The following is a 15,462-nucleotide window of genomic DNA, read 5'->3' as shown; positions in this document are numbered from 1 at the left end:
GCCATGCACCACTATCCGTCCATGGCCAGCGTGGTCGATTTGCCGCCGTCCCGACGCGTCCAGCTTCTCCTCCGGTGACGGTGAACTGCTCGGAGTGGTCCTCGGCGAGCCTCCGGGGGGCGACCCGGCATCCGTACGGGACGCCCATGTCACCCTGATGGGCCGCGACCCGGTCCACCGTTCCGCGCCGGTCGTCTCCCCGACCCCCGACGTGTTCACCAACGCGGTGCGACAGTCCACGCCCCTCCCCATGGCCACGCCCTCCGATCCACTCACCGTCACGGTCATGGGCTTCGCCCCGCAGTTCGACAGCAGCGTGGAGGGCGGCCGCTGGTTCTGCGATCTGGAACTGGACACCAAGGACGCCTGCCTGCCGTTCGTCCGGCTCGCCCTGGTCCGCTACCAGCCGGACGCCGTCCCCGGGGCCGAGATGTCGCCGGTCGTCCTCGCCGACCTGGTGCGCACCCTGCCGGACCGGGAACTGCGCGTGCGGACCGGGGAGTCGCTGGACGTCAGTGTCACCGGCCCCTCCTGGGACCCCACCGGTTCGCTGCCGCCACGGATCACCGCCACGCTGCAGCGCCGCCACGGCGCCGTCACCGACGAGGATCTGGGCTGGGTCGACGTCGAGGACACCGTCACCGAACTGACCTCGATCGACGCGGAGTCCGCCACTCGGCCCTTCTACACGGGTCAGGTGCCGGTTCCGTCCACGCGACGCGGAGGGCCGCTCCGTCTGCTGGTCGTGGAGACCGAGGGCATCCCGGCCGACGGCCCCGTACCGACCACTTCGCAGGGGCCGGTGGTCTACTGCGACACCGTCGAGATTCCTTCCGGACGGCGCGAATTCGAGGACCACCACCGAGACGAGGGACGTGAAGGCCGCGACGGGCACGACGACCACCGCGGGCGGCATTCGCACCACGACAGGTTCCCCCACCGCTGATCCGCGGAGCGCGAGCGTCGCCCGGGGCCGCGTGCACGCTTCGGTGCGTCGGGCCGCATGCACGCTCCGGATTGTGGCTCGTGCTTCCGGTGCAGCGGGGTGCTCCGGAGTTCGTCGATCGAGCCGCTGACCGCGTCGGCGAGCCCGGTGATCCCGGGCAGCGCCTCTGGATCGGTACGGATGGCCCACGCCTGCCCTTGCCCGCGTAGGAGATCACCGGGGCCAGAGCCTTGCGGTACCTGGCGGCATTGTGCGCGTGGGGCGAACACGCTGTCCTTCACGCTGCCGAGCCTTGTGTCAGGGCGCCGGCGCGGGCGGCGGCGAGCGTGATCCGCACGGCCTGGTCGGCGGTGTCCTCCTCGATCGGATCGGCACTGACCAGCAGCCGGAAGTAGATCGGTGCGGCCAGCGTTTTGAGCAGCTCGACCGGATCCGTCTCCGCCGGGAGTTCGCCTCGCTCGATGGCGCGGGTGATCACCGGTTCAGCCCGCCGGAACCGGTCGGCGAGGACCCGGCGCCGCGCCTCGGCAATCTCCGGCAGCCGGCCTGCGTCGGAGTACATCGCGGTCTGCACCGCCCTGCCCACCGGGCCTGTCATGCTCTGCGCGAGCGCCCGCGCGAGCGCTTGCAGGTCGGTCTCGATGGCTCCGGTGTCCGGGGTCGGGATGTCGGTGGCGAAGTGCTCTGCAAGCGCGTCCACGACCAGGCTCGCGCGATCCTTCCAGCGCCGGTAGACCGTCGTCTTGTGCACCCCGGCCCGCTGGGCCACCCCCTCGACGGTCAGCTCGGCATATCCCCGATCCAGCAACTCGGCGAGGGTAGCCGCGCGCACCGCCGCCTGCGCCTTGCGGCCGCGCCCGACCGGACGTGCAGGACCCGAGGAACCCAACTCCATTGCAACTCCCAGTTGCGTTAGTGGCCGATTGCATGCCAGGCTCCAGCCTATCGCAACTGGAAGTTGCGCTGAGCCGGGTCCTGTCCAGCTGTGTACCGGACGCCTCAACCCGCGAGCTGAGAAGGAGAGCCATGCCCAGCGCTTCCCGCACCTGGACCCTCGACGCCATCCCCGACCAATCCGGCCGCCTGGTGGTGGTGACCGGAGCCAACAGTGGTATCGGCCAGGTCACAGCCGAGGTGCTCGCTCGCCGAGGCGCCCACGTCGTGCTGGCCTGCCGTAGTCCCGAACGGGGGCAGGCCGCCCTGGATCGGCTCCTCGCCCGGGCACCCGGCGCCCATGCCGAGGTGCGCCGCCTCGACCTGGCCGACCTTGCCTCGATACGCGCCTTCGCCGACGGCTGGGACCATGATCGGCTCGATCTGCTGGTCAACAATGCCGGCGTGGCGATGGTGCCGTTCGCCCGGACCGCCGATGGCTTCGAGTCGCAGTTCGGGATCAACCACCTGGGCACCTTCGCCCTGACCGGGCTGATGATGCCCCATCTGCTCGCCTCGTCTGATCCGCGGGTGGTCACCGTCAGCAGCGAAGGCCAGCGGTTCGCCCGCTTCGACTTGGGCAACCTCAACGCCGAGCGCCGATATCGGGCGATGTTCACCTACCTGCAGTCCAAGCGCGCCAACCTCTACTTCGCCACCGAACTGCAACGCCGCGCCGACGCCGCCGGCCTGAGGCTGCGCAGCATGACCGTCGCCCCCGGGCTCACCCGCACCAACGTTCTCACCGGCGGCGCCAACGCCGACCGTGGTCGACTCTATGGAGCGTCCATCCGGTTGCTGGTTCGCGTCGCCTTCCGCCCAACCTCCGAAGGCGCCAAGACATCCCTGTACGCCGCGACCGTCCCGGACCTCCCGGGCGGAGCGTATGTCGTGCCCGACGGACCGCTGCAGCTACGCGGCGAGCCGATCCTGCGTAACCGGGAGCGCGCCATCCGTGACACCGGCACCGCCCGCCGGCTGTGGGAGCTGTCCGAGAAACTCACAGGCGTTCCCTTCCGGCTGTCCGACGATGCCACATGCCCCGCCCACCCAAGAGTCCTGGATGAGTGAGCCCGACGCCTCAATCGGCACATACGCAATCAGAGATCGGTTGACCTTGGCACCGATGCCCCAGTCGTGCCGGATGCCGGCTGGGGCGAGACGGCGTTGGCCGACCTGCCGGCGAATGTGCCGGCGGGGGTTCTCCGCCGTGTTGTTCCAGGCTGAGCCGACCGTTGAGACTGTCGAACCCTGCCTTGACCAACACTGACGGACAGGTCCAAGTCGGCGTGCCACAGGCTCGTTCTTCCGGTCCGGCCGTACAAGGTGGACGCCCGGGCGCTCGGTGAGAAACGCCTGGGACTCCCGCCCGGCACAGCCCTCGTCCGCGAGGATGACCAGCATGGAGAAGCACCCGCGGTAGGTGGCGGAGGGCGCACGGAGGTTCTGCCGCACGCCGACGGTCCGGGGTGGACGGTCAGCTCGTTCCCGAGACCTTCGTCCGCGAGCAGCTCGAAGAGTTCCTCCATCCTGGAGGACACGGCGGTGGTCGGCTTCACCGGCCGCCCGGACCGAGCCGCCGTCCTCGTGCCCTTATAGGGCGACGGAGCCGTCAGCCGTCCACCGGCAGGCCGGCCGGTTCCTTGATCCGCTTCATGATGATCTGCGAGTTGACCTCGGTGACGCCGGACAGGGCCGTGAGCTTCTCGATCCACAGCTGCTCGTATGCCCGCAGGTCTGCCACCGCGATGCGCAGCAGGCACCCCGGGCTGCCGAACAACCGGTACGCCTCGATGACGTCCGGGATGTCCTGGAGCGCCGCCTCGAATGCCTCGACCGCCTCGCGGTCACGCCGCACCTCGATGGAGACGAGCACTTCGAAGCTGCGCCCCACGGCCTCGGGGTCGATCATCGCGCGGTAGCCCTGGATCACGCCGTCCTGTTCCAGTTGCCGGACCCGGCGCATGCAGGGCGAGGGCGTCAGGCCCACTCGCTGCGCCAGGTCCTGGTTGCTGAGCCGTCCGTCCTTCTGGAGCTCACGCAAGATTGCACGATCGATGGCGTCCATTGCGCAATTATCTACCACACTTTCGCTAACTTGCGAGCCGAAGAGGCAATCATATTGCGGGATAATTCGCCTATCGTTGCGTCACGCTCGAACCACCGCCCCCAGGGCATCGACGAGGAGAACGCAGATGGGACGTATCGTCGTCATCAGCACCGGCGGAACCATAGCCAGCCGCTGGCAGGGATCCGGATTCGCCGCCGATGCCCACGGCCATGAGGTCATGGCGACCGCGGCGGTCCCCGAGAACGTCACCGTCGAGGTCGTCGACCTGTTCAGCGTGAACAGCCCCCGTATCACCACGGCCCACCAGCTCACCCTGCTGCGCACCGTCCACGAGGTGCTCGCCGACCCGGACGTGGACGGCATCGTCGTCACGCACGGCACCGACACCCTGGAGGAGTCGGCCTTCCTGGTCGACCTCCATCACGACGACCCGCGTCCCGTCGTCTTCACCGGCGCCCAGCTGCCGCTCGACGCCACCGACGGCGACGGCCCCGGCAACCTCCACGACGCGCTGCTGACCGCCTCGACGACCCGCGGCCTCGGCGTGCTGGTCGCCTTCGACGGCAAGGTGCACGCGGCACGCGGCACCATCAAGACCCAGACACTCGCGGCAGATGCCTTCGCCGACCCCTCCGGCGCCCGGATCGGAAACGTGGGCTTCGGGCGCGTCTCGGTCCTTCGCCACCCCCGGCGTCCTGCGGGCCTGCCGCTCCCGGCCATGCCCGACAGCCCGCCACGCGTCGACATGGTGATGCACCACTGCGACGCCGACCCGTATCTGCTGAACGCGGCCGTCGGCGCCGGCGCACAGGGCATCGTCCTGGTGGCCACCGGCGCCGGCAACGCCACTCCGGAGACCGTCGAGGCCGTCGCCGCCGCGGTGTCCCGCGGCGTGCTCGTCGCCCTGACCAGCCGTGTCCATGCCGGCCCCGTTTCCGAGATCTACACCCACGGCGGTGCGGTCGACCTCGTAGCCGCCGGGGCCGCGCCGGCGGGCACGCTGCGCGCCGGCCAGACCCGTGTAGCAGTGCTCAGCGCGCTGCTGGCCGCCACCGACCCGCGCGAGCGCGACGAGGTACTGCGCCACGCCCTCGCCGTCCCCGTGCCGGCCGGCGCCGCGTCGCCGTCCGAACTCACCCGGGCCTAGGCCATGCGGCCGCCGCGCACCGCGCGGACCGGCGGCCGTCATTGCGAAAGTCTCGCCCGGCGCCACCCGTGCTCCCGGGCCCCTTCACCCACGCCCCACCGGCGTACCCACGCAACAGGAGAGTCCGAACCTCCATGGCCACGCCCCAGGACCACGTCCACCCCGCGACGCGTACCGAGCACGACCTGCTCGGTGACCGCGACGTCCCCGCCGACGCGTACTACGGCATCCACACCCTGCGGGCGGTGGAGAACTTCCCCATCACCGGCACGACCGTCTCGGCCTATCCGGATCTCGTCACCGCCCTCGCCTGCGTCAAGCAGGCCGCGGCACTCGCCAACCGCGATCTCGGCCTGCTGGACGGACGCAAGGCGGACGCGGTCGTGGCGGCGTGCGAGGAGATCCGGGCCGGGCGGCTCCACGACGCGTTCGTCGTCGACGTGATCCAGGGCGGCGCCGGCACCTCGACCAACATGAACGCCAACGAGGTCGTGGCCAACCGCGCCCTGGAGCTCCTGGGTCACCGCAAGGGCGAGTACGCGCACCTGCACCCGCTTGAGGACGTCAACGCGGGCCAGAGCACCAACGATGTCTACCCGACCGCCGTCAAGATCGCTCTCGACTTCACGGCCCAGCGGCTGCTGGACGCCATGGAGGTGCTGCGCTCGGCGTTCGCGTCGAAGGCCGAGGAGTTCGCGGACGTCCTGAAGATGGGCCGCACACAGCTCCAGGACGCGGTTCCCATGACGCTGGGTCAGGAGTTCGCCACGTACGCCGTCATGCTGGCCGAGGACCACAAGCGGCTCACCGAGGCACGGGAGCTGATCCGCGAGATCAACCTCGGCGGCACCGCCATCGGCACCGGGCTCAACGCCCACCCCGAGTACGCGGCGCTGGCCTGCCGTCACCTGCGCACCGTGACCGGGCTGCCGCTGACGGTCGCCGACGACCTCGTCGAGGCCACTCAGGACGCGGGGGCGTTCGTCCAGCTGTCGGGCGTGCTGAAGCGGATCGCCGTCAAGCTCTCCAAGGTCTGCAACGACCTGCGGCTGCTGTCCTGCGGGCCCCGCGCGGGCTTCGCAGAGATCAATCTGCCTGCGGTGCAGGCGGGATCCAGCATCATGCCCGGCAAGGTGAACCCCGTCGTCCCCGAGGTCGTCAACCAGATCGCCTTCGAGGTCATCGGCAACGACATGGCCGTGACCATGGCCGCCGAAGCGGGTCAGCTCCAGCTGAACGCCTTCGAACCGGTCATTGCCCACAGCCTCCTCAAGAGCCTGTCGCACCTGCGGGCCGGCTGCCTCACCCTCGCCGAACGCTGCGTCGCCGGCATCACCGCGAACCGTGAGCACCTCGCCCACCTCGTGACTCACTCCATCGGCCTGGCGACCGCGCTCAACCCGCACATCGGGTACGAGCAGGCCACCGCCGTCGCCCAGGAAGCTCTGGTGACCGGCCGGAGTGTGCGCGAACTCGTCCTGGCCAAGGGCCTGTTGACCGAGAGCGAGCTCGAGCTCGTCCTCCACCCCGACAATCTCGCCCGCCCCCACGTCCTGACCGCGGCTGCGAGCCCGGCCCTCGGCTGAGCCGCCCGACGGCGCGGCCGGGCGGGTGGCCCGGTTCACGAGAACGGACCTCGCGGCCCCGTAGGTTCGCTCCCCGGAAGTCAGGGTGCGGGGGACGACGAGGACCCACTCGTACGGCTCGTGTTCCAGGGCGCGTTTGAAGGAATTCCTGATGCTCGCCAGGCGGCCGCGCCCTGCGAGGCCGTCCGGGCAGTACTTGCTGCCCCGGTTGCTCAAGGGCCGCACCCATGGGCCTCCGTAGTGACGGCCTAGTCGTGTACGACGACGCCTGCTCGCCGCCCCCGCATTGCCTCGGGCCGCCCGGAAGGAGTCCCGCCACCCGAGGTCTCCGGTCCGCGCAGAGGCGCCGGACAAGGCAAGCGGAGCGTGGGTCACGGCCGACCCGCCGCCGGCACGGGGACCTCTGTCGTGAGGACCTGGCCGCTGCCCGCCGGGACCAGCTCCGGTCCGTCGCTCCACCGGGCCGCGACCACGAACAGTGTCGTGCCGTCGGGGCCGCCGAGCGCGCAGGCGAAGCCGCCTCGGTCCAGCTCGACGGTCTTCAGGACCTGACCGCCCTCGGCGACCCGTACGCACCGCTTGCCGGGCACGTCCGCGTACCAGACGGCGCCCTCGGCATCGAGGCAGATCCCGTCCGGGGTGCCGTCGCCGAGATCGGCCCACACCCGCCGGCCGGAAAGCCCGCCGTCGGTGTCGATGTCGAAGGCCGCCAGGCTGTGGCCGTAGGACTCGGCGACGACGAGGGTCGAGTTGTCGGCCGTCACCGCCATGCCGTTGGGGAAGGCGAGTCCGTCGGCCACCTGCCGAACCGCTCCGTCGGGCGTGGCCAGCGTGACGACGCCTGTCTCGTACGGCGCGCCGGCCATCATGTCGAAGCCGATGCTGTTGACGTACGCGTTCCCGCGGCCGTCCACGACGATGTCGTTCCAGCCCGGCCGCCTGCCCAGCTCGGCATGCGTGACCAGCGTCCCGTCCGGCTCACGGCGCAGCAGGAGCCCGTCGGGGGACGAGACGAGCAGCATCCGCCCGTCGGGGAGGAAGGCGGTGCACAGCGGTAGTGACTTCAGGCGCGCGATCGTCTCGCTCCGGCCGGCGAGGTCCACGGCGATCACCTCGCCTGCGGACCAGTCGGAAAAGTAGAGCCGATCCCCGTGCCATCGGGGCGATTCCACGAGGCCGTGTCCGGTGAGCAGTGTTCGCAGAGCCATTTCTTGCCTCCGTCGTCGGCCATGTACCGGTTCTGACCGCCGGCGGACGGGAAACTCATCGCCCGTGGGCGCCGAGCCGCACCACGGACCGCCGTCGGCGCATGGGACCTGGATCGAGGCTGCTCACGCGGGCCCTCTGGGCGGCAGTGACCCCCGGCCCTTCATTCAGGCCCTGGGCGCCTGTCACGAAGCCCAAGGTGCGGTACGGCTGAGCCGATACATAGCAGCCCGTCTTGCAGCCCGGCAGCGCCAACCCGGTTGACCTGCTGGATCCCTGTCCCGCCGGCGCGTGGGCCCGCGCGTTCCTCGCTCCGCTCGACCGCCTGCCCCCCACCCACGCTGCGGACCTCCGCCGCACGCTGCCCGTGGCATTCAGCAACCCCTGCACCGAGGCCGCGCGCATCCTCAGCGTGCACCGCAACACGGTCGCCTACCGGCTCGCGAGGGGTGCCGCGGGCAGGTACTCATGCCCGTCGAGACGCGGATCATCATGGCGGCGACCCGCAGTGATGCCGATCTCGTCACCCGGTTCACGTGTCCTTCGTAACGCCGGAGTTCCAGGGGAGGGTGAGACCGGCCGTGACGGCGTCGAGGTCCTGGCGGAGGAAGCCGGCGAAGCCCTTCATGGGCTTCGGCGGGCCTTGTTCGGCCTGCCCGATCCACTCCAGCAGGAGGTATCCGCGCTGGTGGCGGACCAGTTCGGCGAAGACGAGTCCGCGCCGGGACGGCCCTTGAGCCGGGCTGCGAACGTCTCGGAGGTGGGGTCGGGCAGCGCGTCCAAGACTCGGCCGGTCTCGACGTCGACCCGCCCGGTGCCGTAGGTGCAGCCCTTGCGGCAGGCGAAGTCGTCCACCCCCAGCACCCGGGGGGCGCGGTCCGGCAATGCCGGCGCCGTCAGCAGCCTGAGTAACCGGGTCCGGCCCGCGGTCAGCCGCAGGCGTCGGCACAGCCGTGCGGCGGGACGGCCCCGTCGAGCTCCGTCGCACCCGACCGCAGCCGGCCTCACGGTCGGGTGCGGTGCCAGGACGAGTGCCTGGCGGATGGTGGAGCACCGATCGGTTCAGCGGTCGCGCCGATTGTGCTCGCGTACTCCGGTGACGAGCACTCCGACGGCGAAGAGTAGGACGAGGATAAAGATGGCGATACCCAGGACGTCCTGGAGCCCACTGGCCAGGCCGCTGTAGCCCACGTCGACTCCGACAATCACAGAGCACACACCTGCGACAAGGGCCGTCCAGCCCAGCCAGCCAGCGACCCGGCGACTGGCGAGGATCGCAGTCCCGAAGAGGGCGAGGGTCAGCCCGAGCAGGATGCGGAAGTAGCTCTGGAGTCCCCATTCCAGCCAGCGCACGGTCTCGGCATTGGCAAAGCGGCTCGTCTTCTCCGCGCCCGACGCGCTGACCCATGAGTCCACGGCCTGCTTCAGTCCCACGCCGTCCAGCCCCTGCAGGACAGCCCAGATCGCGGCGGTCGCAACGGCTGCTGCGGCCGCGAGCTGCGCAAGCAGGGAAGACCTGTCGACGCCGCGCAGGACGCGGTACAGCACGAGCAGGCCGCTCAGTGTCACCAGGACGCCAATGAACTGGCCAAGATGAACGGCGATCCAAGCGCCGCTGTCGGCGTACTCGGTGAAGATCTCAGGGTGGTTGTCTTCCTCCCCAGAGGGATGAAGCGTTGCGGTCAGGATGACATTGAGAAGGAAGCCACCGAGCATGAGTCCGCCGGCGATCGTCAGCGTGCGGCTTCGCGAGCCGGCCGTATCCGCCCCTTCGCCAACGCGCATGTTCCGACCCATGAGCAGACCCCAGTCCTCTCGATGCCACCGACCGACATCCTTGAGGATCACCAGATGCAGCCGCTCTCCCAGGACACGCGGCGCCGCCTCACCCGAATGAAGTCTGATCGCGGCCGATTGCGCGAGCTCCCTGGGGTCGTCGGCACCGGACAAGCAGATCCAGTCGAGGACCGCGTTCCGGTGTCGTCGGCGCCGAAGCCGGGATGCTCCTGGCAGACGCCTCGGACGAGGGTCTTGCAGCCGGGGCAGGCCAGCGGGGGAATGAGATTCTTCTCTGCGTCTGAGCAGCCCTTCCCCTGACTGCAGGTCAGACACGCGTAGGCGGCCGTGACCGGTTCGGGCAGGCCGAGCTGTCGTTCGCGCAGCGCGGTCTGGATCGTGGCTGCTTCGGCGTCCCGGTTGGGCCGGCGGGCGCGGGCCAGGACGGCGGTGATCCGGGTGGGGGTCAGCTTCGCCCCGGCCTGCGGGGTGGGGGCCTTGATCAGCAGTTGCAGGGCGTCCGTGCTGGTCAGTGTGAGGTCGGCGTAGGCGTTCAGGGCGGCGGGGTAGTACTCGCGCAGCGTGCTGCGCAGCCGCTGGAAGGTGCGGGTGCGTTCCCGGATCAGGGTCTGGTGGGCGCGGGCGACGACCAGCCCTCCACGCCCTTGGGCAGCCTCGCGGCGGTCAGTCTCCGGCCGGTGTCGTCCTGGACCTCGACTGTGGTCTTCCGCCCAGTCATCGCCGATCAGCAGCAACTCGTCATCAGGAACATTCGGCCGGTTGCGTGCTTGCTCCGAGGGCGGTGACGGCGGCTGCGGCCGAGAGGACGGCGAGCAGGGCGAACAGTGCGGGGTAGCCGCCGATGGGTCCGGCCAGGAGGGCACCGGCGAAGGGAGCTAGGGCCGCTGCGGCGTGTGCGGGTGCGCCGAGAAGGCCGGAGAGCCGGCCGTAGTGGCTGGTGCCCCAGCGGTCGGTGACGGCGGTGGCTTGGAGGAGGGTGAGGTTGCCTCGGATCACCCCGGCGAGGACGGATACGCCGACGAGCAGGGCGTACGGCCCGGCCACGGTGGCGAGGGCTGCGGTGGTGAGGGCGCCGAGCGCGATCAGGGTGACCGTGCGCGCTGTGACGTTGAGGTGGCGGGCGAGGGTCGCGTACAAGGTACGGCCGAGGGTCTGGCCGACGCCGCCGAGGCCGAGGGCCCACGCGGCTTGGGTGGTGGTGTAGCCGCGCTCCAGGAGGAGGGGGACGAGGCCGATGACGAAGGCGTACATCGCGAACGCGGACAGGGTGAAGGTGACAGCCAGCATCCAGAACGCCCGGCTGCGCACCACCTGCTCATGGCCGCCGGTGACGTTCGGCGGGCTCGGCGGGGCCGGCGGCCACGGGGCTTTCAGTGCGATCGCGTGGGCCGGGACGGTCAGTACGGCGAGGATGCCGGCGAGCACGGTGTACGTGGCGCGCCAGGACATGTGGTCGGCGAGTATCGCGGTCAGGGGTGCGAAGACGGTGGAGGCGAGTCCGCCGGCGAGGGTGACGACAGTGAGGGCGCGGATGTGGTCGGGGCCCCACCAGCGGGTGAGGGCGGCGAAGGCGGGCTGGTAGAAGATCGCGGCCATCGCCCCTCCGGCGAGCAGCCACCCGGCGCAGAAGACGGCCGGGCTGGGGGCCGCGGCTATCACCAGCAGGCTCAGCGAACCCAGGACGGAGCCTGCCGTCATGACGGTACGGGGGCCGCGGTGGTCCAGGACGCGGCCGACGTAGATCCCGGCGACGGCGGAGACGACGAGGGCGGCGGAGAACGCCGCGGTGGTCGCGCCCGCGCTCCAGCCGGTGTCGGCGGTGATGGCCGGGTTGAGGACGGGGAAGGCGTAGTAGACGATGCCCCAGCTGGTGATCTGAGTAAGGCAGAGGGCGGGCAGGACGGCGCGTGGCCGCGACCGGACCCCCGTCCCGGTCGCGACCACGCCGCTTTGAAGGTCGCTCACCTCAGCAGCCGCGGGAGGAAGCGGGAGAGGGAGCGGCGCCAAGGGTGAGGGTGGCAGGGGCCGCGCAGCACCCGCCACCGGTCTCCTCCGCGGCTGTGGGCTCGTCGAAGAGGCCCGCGCCGCCGCACACGCCGGTTTCGGGGAGGGTGAGTTCGACGCGCTCGGCGGCTTCCTGGTCGCCTGCGAGGTGGGCTGCGATGGAGCGGACCTGCTCGTAGCCGGTCATGGCGAGGAAGGTGGGGGCTCGGCCGTAGGACTTCATGCCGACGAGGTAGACGTCCTTCTCGGGGTGGGAGAGCTCGTTGACGCCGTGGGGGTAGACGGTGCCGCAGGAGTGCTGGTTGGGGTCGATCAGCGGAGCCAACTCAACCGGGGCATGGAGCCGCTCGTCCAGGCCCAGGCGCAGCTCGTCCAGGAAGGACAGGTCGGGGCGGAAGCCGGTGAGGACGACGATCTCGTCGACCGGGTCCAGGCGGCGGCCGTCCTCGCCCACCAGGGCGACGCGGCCGTCGTCGGTCTTCTCGATGCTGTCGGTTCGGAAGCCGGTGACCGCGTCGGCGTAGCCGCCATCGACGGCTGCCTTTGCCGCCAGGCCGAGGGCGCCGCGGGCGGGCAGTTGGTCGGCCTCGCCGCCGCCGAAGGTCGAGCCGGAGATCCCGCGGCGCAGGATCCAGGTGGCGTGAGTCCCCTGGCCGTCGTCGGACTTGGCGAGATCGGCGAGGTAGGCGAGGGCGGTGAAGGCGGAGGCACCGGAGCCGATGACTGCGGTGCGCTTGCCCGCGTACCGGGCGCGGACGACGGGGTCCTTCAGGTCCGGGACCCGGTAGGTGATGCGGTCGGCGGCGGCCTTCTCGCCGAGGGCGGCCAGTCCGCTCCCGCCGGCGGGGCTGGGGGTGGACCAGGTGCCGGAGGCGTCGATGACGGCGCGGGCGAATACGCGCTGCTCGCGGCCGTCGGCGTTGTCGTAGTGGACGACGAAGGGCTGGGCCTCGCGGTGGGCGTCGACGACGCGGTCGCGGCCGGTGCGGGAGACACCGGTGACGCGCGCTCCGTAGCGGACCTGCTCGCCGAGCACGTCCGCCAGCGGCTGGAGGTAGCGCTCGACCCAGTCACCGCCGGAAGGGTAGGTGTCCTCGGCGGGCTTGGCCCAGCCGGTCGGGGCCAAGAGCTTCTCAGCGGCCGGGTCGACGAGCTCGCCCCAGCGGGAGAACAGCCGCACGTGAGCCCACTCGCGCACAGCGGCCCCGGCGAGCGCGCCGGCTTCCAGGACGAGGGGTGTGATGTCGCGTTCGAGGAGGTGGGCGGCGGCAGCAAGTCCGGCAGGGCCGGCCCCGATGACGACGACGGGCAGCTCGGCGGTGGTCTCGCTCATGACATGTCTCCGGGTCTTCGTGCTGGTGGGTGGGCGGGGACTTCGGGTGGTCAACAGCAGCCGGCGCCGGTGGCGACGGCCTGGCGCTCGGCTCGCGGGGAGCAGCAGGCTCCCGCTGCTTCCGCACCCTCGCTGGTGCCACAGGAGGGTGAGGACCGGGCGGGCGCCACTTCGGCGGCGGGCTGCGCGGGGGTGGGGCCGCAACAGGAACCCGCCTCGGCGCGACTCGGGCTGGTGTGGGTGACCGGCTTGTTCATGGCGGCTCCCTCGTGTTTCGAAGTTTGTCTATGGCTTGCGTGAGCAGCATGGCACCTGTATCGATAGACGTCAACATAGACATTCATCTATCTTGGAGTCGTCGTGGAACACGTGGAAGCCGTCGTCATCGGGGGCGGGCAGTCGGGGCTGGCCACAGCGCAGGCGCTGGTCAGGGCAGGACTGAAGCCGGTGGTACTGGAGGCATCGGACCAGGCGGCGGGGTCATGGCCGCACTACTACGACAGCCTCACCCTGTTCTCCCCCGCCCGGTTCAGCGCGCTGCCCGGCATGCCGTTCGGTGGGGATCCGGACCGCTACCCGCACCGGGACGAGGTCGTCGCCTATCTGATCGCCTACGCCGCCCGCCTGCAGGTCGACATCCGCACCCGCCGGCACGTGACGGCGGTCCGGGTCGACGGCACCGGGTTCACGGTCGAGCTGGAGAATGGCGGGCGGCTGTGGGCGCGAGCGTTGGTCGCCGCCTCGGGCAGCTTCGGCCGCCCGCACCGACCTGCCCTGCCGGGCCTGGAGACGTTCGCCGGCCGGGTCATGCACGCGGCCGACTACCGCAGCCCGACCGCGTTCGCCGGGCAGCGTGTGGTGGTGGTCGGGGCGGGGAACTCCGCGGTGCAGATTGCCGCCGAGCTCGCCCGCGAAAGCCGCACGAGCCTGGCCACGCGGGCGCCGGTGAAGTTCGCCCGTCAGCACCTGCTGGGCAAGGACCTGCACTTCTGGCTCACCCGCACCGGCCTGGATACCGTCCCGCTGGGTCGGCTGCTGAGGACTCCGCCCGCCCCGCCGGTCCTGGACGACGGCCGCTACCGCGCCGCCCTCACCGCCGGTGCCCCCGACCGGCGCCCGATGTTCAGCCGCCTCGCCGACGACCAGGTCGTGTGGGCCGACGGCACCACCGAGCGGCTGGACGCGCTGATCCTCGCCACCGGCTACCGGCCCCACCTGCCCTACCTTGCCGGACTCGACGGTGCCCTCGACCCGGCCGGCCACCCGCACCACCGCGGCGGCGCCTCTCCCGCGCATCCGGGCCTGGCGTTCGTCGGACTGGAGTGGCAGCGCAGCCTGTCCTCGAACACGCTGCGCGGGGTCGGCCGGAATGCCGCCCGGGCGGCCCGCCGTCTGGCCGCCCACCTGACCCGCGCCTGACCCCCTGCCCCTCTTGGTTCGATGTGTGTCAACATAGACGTATGTCGAATGTGAAGGTTCTGCCGTTGCTGGAGCCCGACGTCGTCGCGGCCTGCTGCCCGCCGCTGAAGGAGCGCCCGATCTCGGCCGAGGAGGCCGAGGTCGCGGCGAAGATGTTCAAGGCCCTCGGTGACCCCGTCCGCCTGCGCCTGTTCTCTGCCGTCGCCTCGCACGAGGGCGGGGAGGCGTGCGTGTGCGACATCTCCGATGTGGGTGTCTCCCAGCCCACCGTCTCCCACCACCTCAAGAAGCTGAAAGAGGCCGGGCTGCTGTCCTCCGAGCGCCGGGGCACGTGGGTGTACTACCGGGTCGAGGCGTCCGTGCTCGCGGCCATGGGCGCGCTGCTGGCCGGCGCCGAGAAGACGGCGTGACCGCGGTGCGGATCGAGGCGCTGCTGCCCGAGCACGCTGAGCAGGTGCTGGCCATCTACCAGTCGGGGATCGACGATGGCAACGCGACCTTCGAGACACAGGCCCCCGACTGGGCCGCGTTCGACAAGGCAAAGCTGCCCAGCCACCGCTTCGTCGCCGTCGACGACGGCAGGGTGTTGGGCTGGGTCGCGGCGAGCGCGGTCTCGGACAGGTGCGCGTACGCGGGCGTGGTCGAGCACTCCGTCTACGTCCACCCCGACGCGCGCGGCCGTGGCGTCGCCCGCGCCCTGCTGGACGCCCTGATCGCCTCGACCGAGACCGCGGGCATCTGGACCATCCAGTCCGGGATCTTCCCCGAGAACACCGCGAGCCTGGCCCTCCATGCACGAGCCGGGTTCCGGATCATCGGCATGCGTGAGCGCATCGGCCGCCATCGCGGGGTCTGGCGCGACGTTGTGCTGCTGGAGCGCCGCAGTTCAGTGGCGGGCTGACTGCCCGGCACGCGGATTCGGTGTCGGCGGGCGGGGGCGCACTGTCCGGCATGGGCATCGATGTCGCGTGGGCCCGCGCCGAGCTGGACCGCTTCCTGGAGCTGACCGAGCGGCGCCGT

General features: G+C 71.0%; 15 protein-coding genes. 7 read left to right on the top strand and 8 right to left on the bottom strand.

The window, feature by feature from the left end; genetic code table 11:
- The first annotated feature begins 94 nt into the window (after positions 1–94).
- Positions 95–946, top strand: a complete 852-nt coding sequence (locus MDN94_RS33865; protein ID WP_482729642.1) for a hypothetical protein — start codon at positions 95–97, stop codon at positions 944–946.
- A gap of 277 nt (positions 947–1,223) precedes the next feature.
- Here MDN94_RS33865 and MDN94_RS33860 read toward each other — a convergent pair whose 3' ends face one another.
- The gene (locus MDN94_RS33860) at positions 1,224–1,841 is read right to left on the bottom strand and encodes a TetR/AcrR family transcriptional regulator (RefSeq protein ID WP_482729641.1); all 618 of its coding nucleotides are present in this window, start codon (positions 1,839–1,841) and stop codon (positions 1,224–1,226) included.
- A gap of 131 nt (positions 1,842–1,972) precedes the next feature.
- On the opposite strand from MDN94_RS33860, the gene MDN94_RS33855 reads away from it, so the two are divergent.
- The gene (locus MDN94_RS33855) at positions 1,973–2,950 is read left to right on the top strand and encodes an oxidoreductase (protein ID WP_482729848.1); all 978 of its coding nucleotides are present in this window, start codon (positions 1,973–1,975) and stop codon (positions 2,948–2,950) included.
- Between the two features lie 541 nt (positions 2,951–3,491).
- Here the strand turns inward: MDN94_RS33855 and MDN94_RS33850 are convergent.
- Positions 3,492–3,947: an Lrp/AsnC family transcriptional regulator gene (locus MDN94_RS33850; RefSeq protein WP_482729640.1), complete on the bottom strand. Its 456-nt coding sequence runs from the start codon at positions 3,945–3,947 to the stop codon at positions 3,492–3,494.
- Positions 3,948–4,074: 127 nt separating this feature from the next.
- On the opposite strand from MDN94_RS33850, the gene MDN94_RS33845 reads away from it, so the two are divergent.
- Both MDN94_RS33845 and aspA read left to right on the top strand, forming a co-directional pair.
- Complete coding sequence (locus MDN94_RS33845; protein WP_482729639.1) at positions 4,075–5,097, top strand: asparaginase; 1,023 nt, start codon at positions 4,075–4,077, stop codon at positions 5,095–5,097.
- 134 nt (positions 5,098–5,231) lie between these two features.
- Entirely contained in the window at positions 5,232–6,683 is a 1,452-nt protein-coding gene (gene aspA / locus MDN94_RS33840) for an aspartate ammonia-lyase (protein WP_482729638.1), read from the top strand.
- 371 nt (positions 6,684–7,054) lie between these two features.
- Here aspA and MDN94_RS33835 read toward each other — a convergent pair whose 3' ends face one another.
- The 6 genes from MDN94_RS33835 to MDN94_RS33810 all read right to left on the bottom strand — a co-directional run bounded on the left by MDN94_RS33835 (position 7,055) and on the right by MDN94_RS33810 (position 13,023).
- Positions 7,055–7,891, bottom strand: coding sequence for an SMP-30/gluconolactonase/LRE family protein (locus MDN94_RS33835; RefSeq protein WP_482729637.1), 837 nt, complete (start codon positions 7,889–7,891; stop codon positions 7,055–7,057).
- Between the two features lie 622 nt (positions 7,892–8,513).
- Positions 8,514–8,744, bottom strand: a complete 231-nt coding sequence (locus MDN94_RS33830) for a hypothetical protein (protein ID WP_482729636.1) — start codon at positions 8,742–8,744, stop codon at positions 8,514–8,516.
- Positions 8,745–8,951: 207 nt separating this feature from the next.
- Entirely contained in the window at positions 8,952–9,737 is a 786-nt protein-coding gene (locus MDN94_RS33825; RefSeq protein WP_482729635.1) for a hypothetical protein, read from the bottom strand.
- Positions 9,734–10,420 (bottom strand): hypothetical protein, encoded by a 687-nt coding sequence (locus MDN94_RS33820; protein ID WP_482729634.1) that lies wholly within the window; start codon positions 10,418–10,420, stop codon positions 9,734–9,736. Before MDN94_RS33820 ends, MDN94_RS33825 begins: the two co-directional genes overlap by 4 nt.
- A 7-nt stretch (positions 10,421–10,427) precedes the next feature.
- Positions 10,428–11,651, bottom strand: coding sequence for an MFS transporter (locus MDN94_RS33815; RefSeq protein WP_482729633.1), 1,224 nt, complete (start codon positions 11,649–11,651; stop codon positions 10,428–10,430).
- A 1-nt stretch (position 11,652) separates the two neighbouring features.
- A complete protein-coding gene (locus MDN94_RS33810; protein ID WP_482729632.1) occupies positions 11,653–13,023 on the bottom strand; it encodes an NAD(P)-binding domain-containing protein in 1,371 nt (456 codons plus the stop codon).
- 360 nt (positions 13,024–13,383) lie between these two features.
- Between MDN94_RS33810 and MDN94_RS33805 the strand changes: the two genes are divergently transcribed.
- Genes MDN94_RS33805 through MDN94_RS33795 form a run of 3 tightly spaced genes read left to right on the top strand, consistent with a single transcriptional unit; the run spans position 13,384 to position 15,343 of the window.
- On the top strand, positions 13,384–14,442 hold the full coding sequence (locus MDN94_RS33805) for a flavin-containing monooxygenase (RefSeq protein WP_482729631.1): 1,059 nt from the start codon (positions 13,384–13,386) through the stop codon (positions 14,440–14,442).
- Positions 14,443–14,483: 41 nt separating this feature from the next.
- A complete protein-coding gene (locus MDN94_RS33800) occupies positions 14,484–14,852 on the top strand; it encodes an ArsR/SmtB family transcription factor (RefSeq protein ID WP_482729630.1) in 369 nt (122 codons plus the stop codon).
- Positions 14,849–15,343, top strand: a complete 495-nt coding sequence (locus tag MDN94_RS33795; protein ID WP_482729629.1) for a GNAT family N-acetyltransferase — start codon at positions 14,849–14,851, stop codon at positions 15,341–15,343. Before MDN94_RS33800 ends, MDN94_RS33795 begins: the two co-directional genes overlap by 4 nt.
- The last annotated feature ends 119 nt before the right edge of the window (positions 15,344–15,462 follow it).

It is taken from the genome of Streptomyces sp. WAC00040, from assembly GCF_056835925.1.
The sequence above is the reverse complement of the archived record's forward strand: the minus strand, read 5'-3'. Positions and strand labels throughout refer to the sequence as shown.

Excerpts from the sequence above, each read along its gene's own strand:
- MDN94_RS33850 (WP_482729640.1), bottom strand. The coding sequence starts at position 3,947 with ATGGACGCCATCGATCGTGCAATCTTGCGTGAGCTCCAGAAGGACGGA.
- MDN94_RS33835 (WP_482729637.1), bottom strand. The coding sequence starts at position 7,891 with ATGGCTCTGCGAACACTGCTCACCGGACACGGCCTCGTGGAATCGCCC.
- MDN94_RS33845 (WP_482729639.1), top strand. The coding sequence starts at position 4,075 with ATGGGACGTATCGTCGTCATCAGCACCGGCGGAACCATAGCCAGCCGC.
- aspA (WP_482729638.1), top strand. The coding sequence starts at position 5,232 with ATGGCCACGCCCCAGGACCACGTCCACCCCGCGACGCGTACCGAGCAC.
- MDN94_RS33800 (WP_482729630.1), top strand. The coding sequence starts at position 14,484 with ATGTCGAATGTGAAGGTTCTGCCGTTGCTGGAGCCCGACGTCGTCGCG.
- MDN94_RS33810 (WP_482729632.1), bottom strand. The coding sequence starts at position 13,023 with ATGAGCGAGACCACCGCCGAGCTGCCCGTCGTCGTCATCGGGGCCGGC.
- MDN94_RS33860 (WP_482729641.1), bottom strand. The coding sequence starts at position 1,841 with ATGGAGTTGGGTTCCTCGGGTCCTGCACGTCCGGTCGGGCGCGGCCGC.
- MDN94_RS33855 (WP_482729848.1), top strand. The coding sequence starts at position 1,973 with ATGCCCAGCGCTTCCCGCACCTGGACCCTCGACGCCATCCCCGACCAA.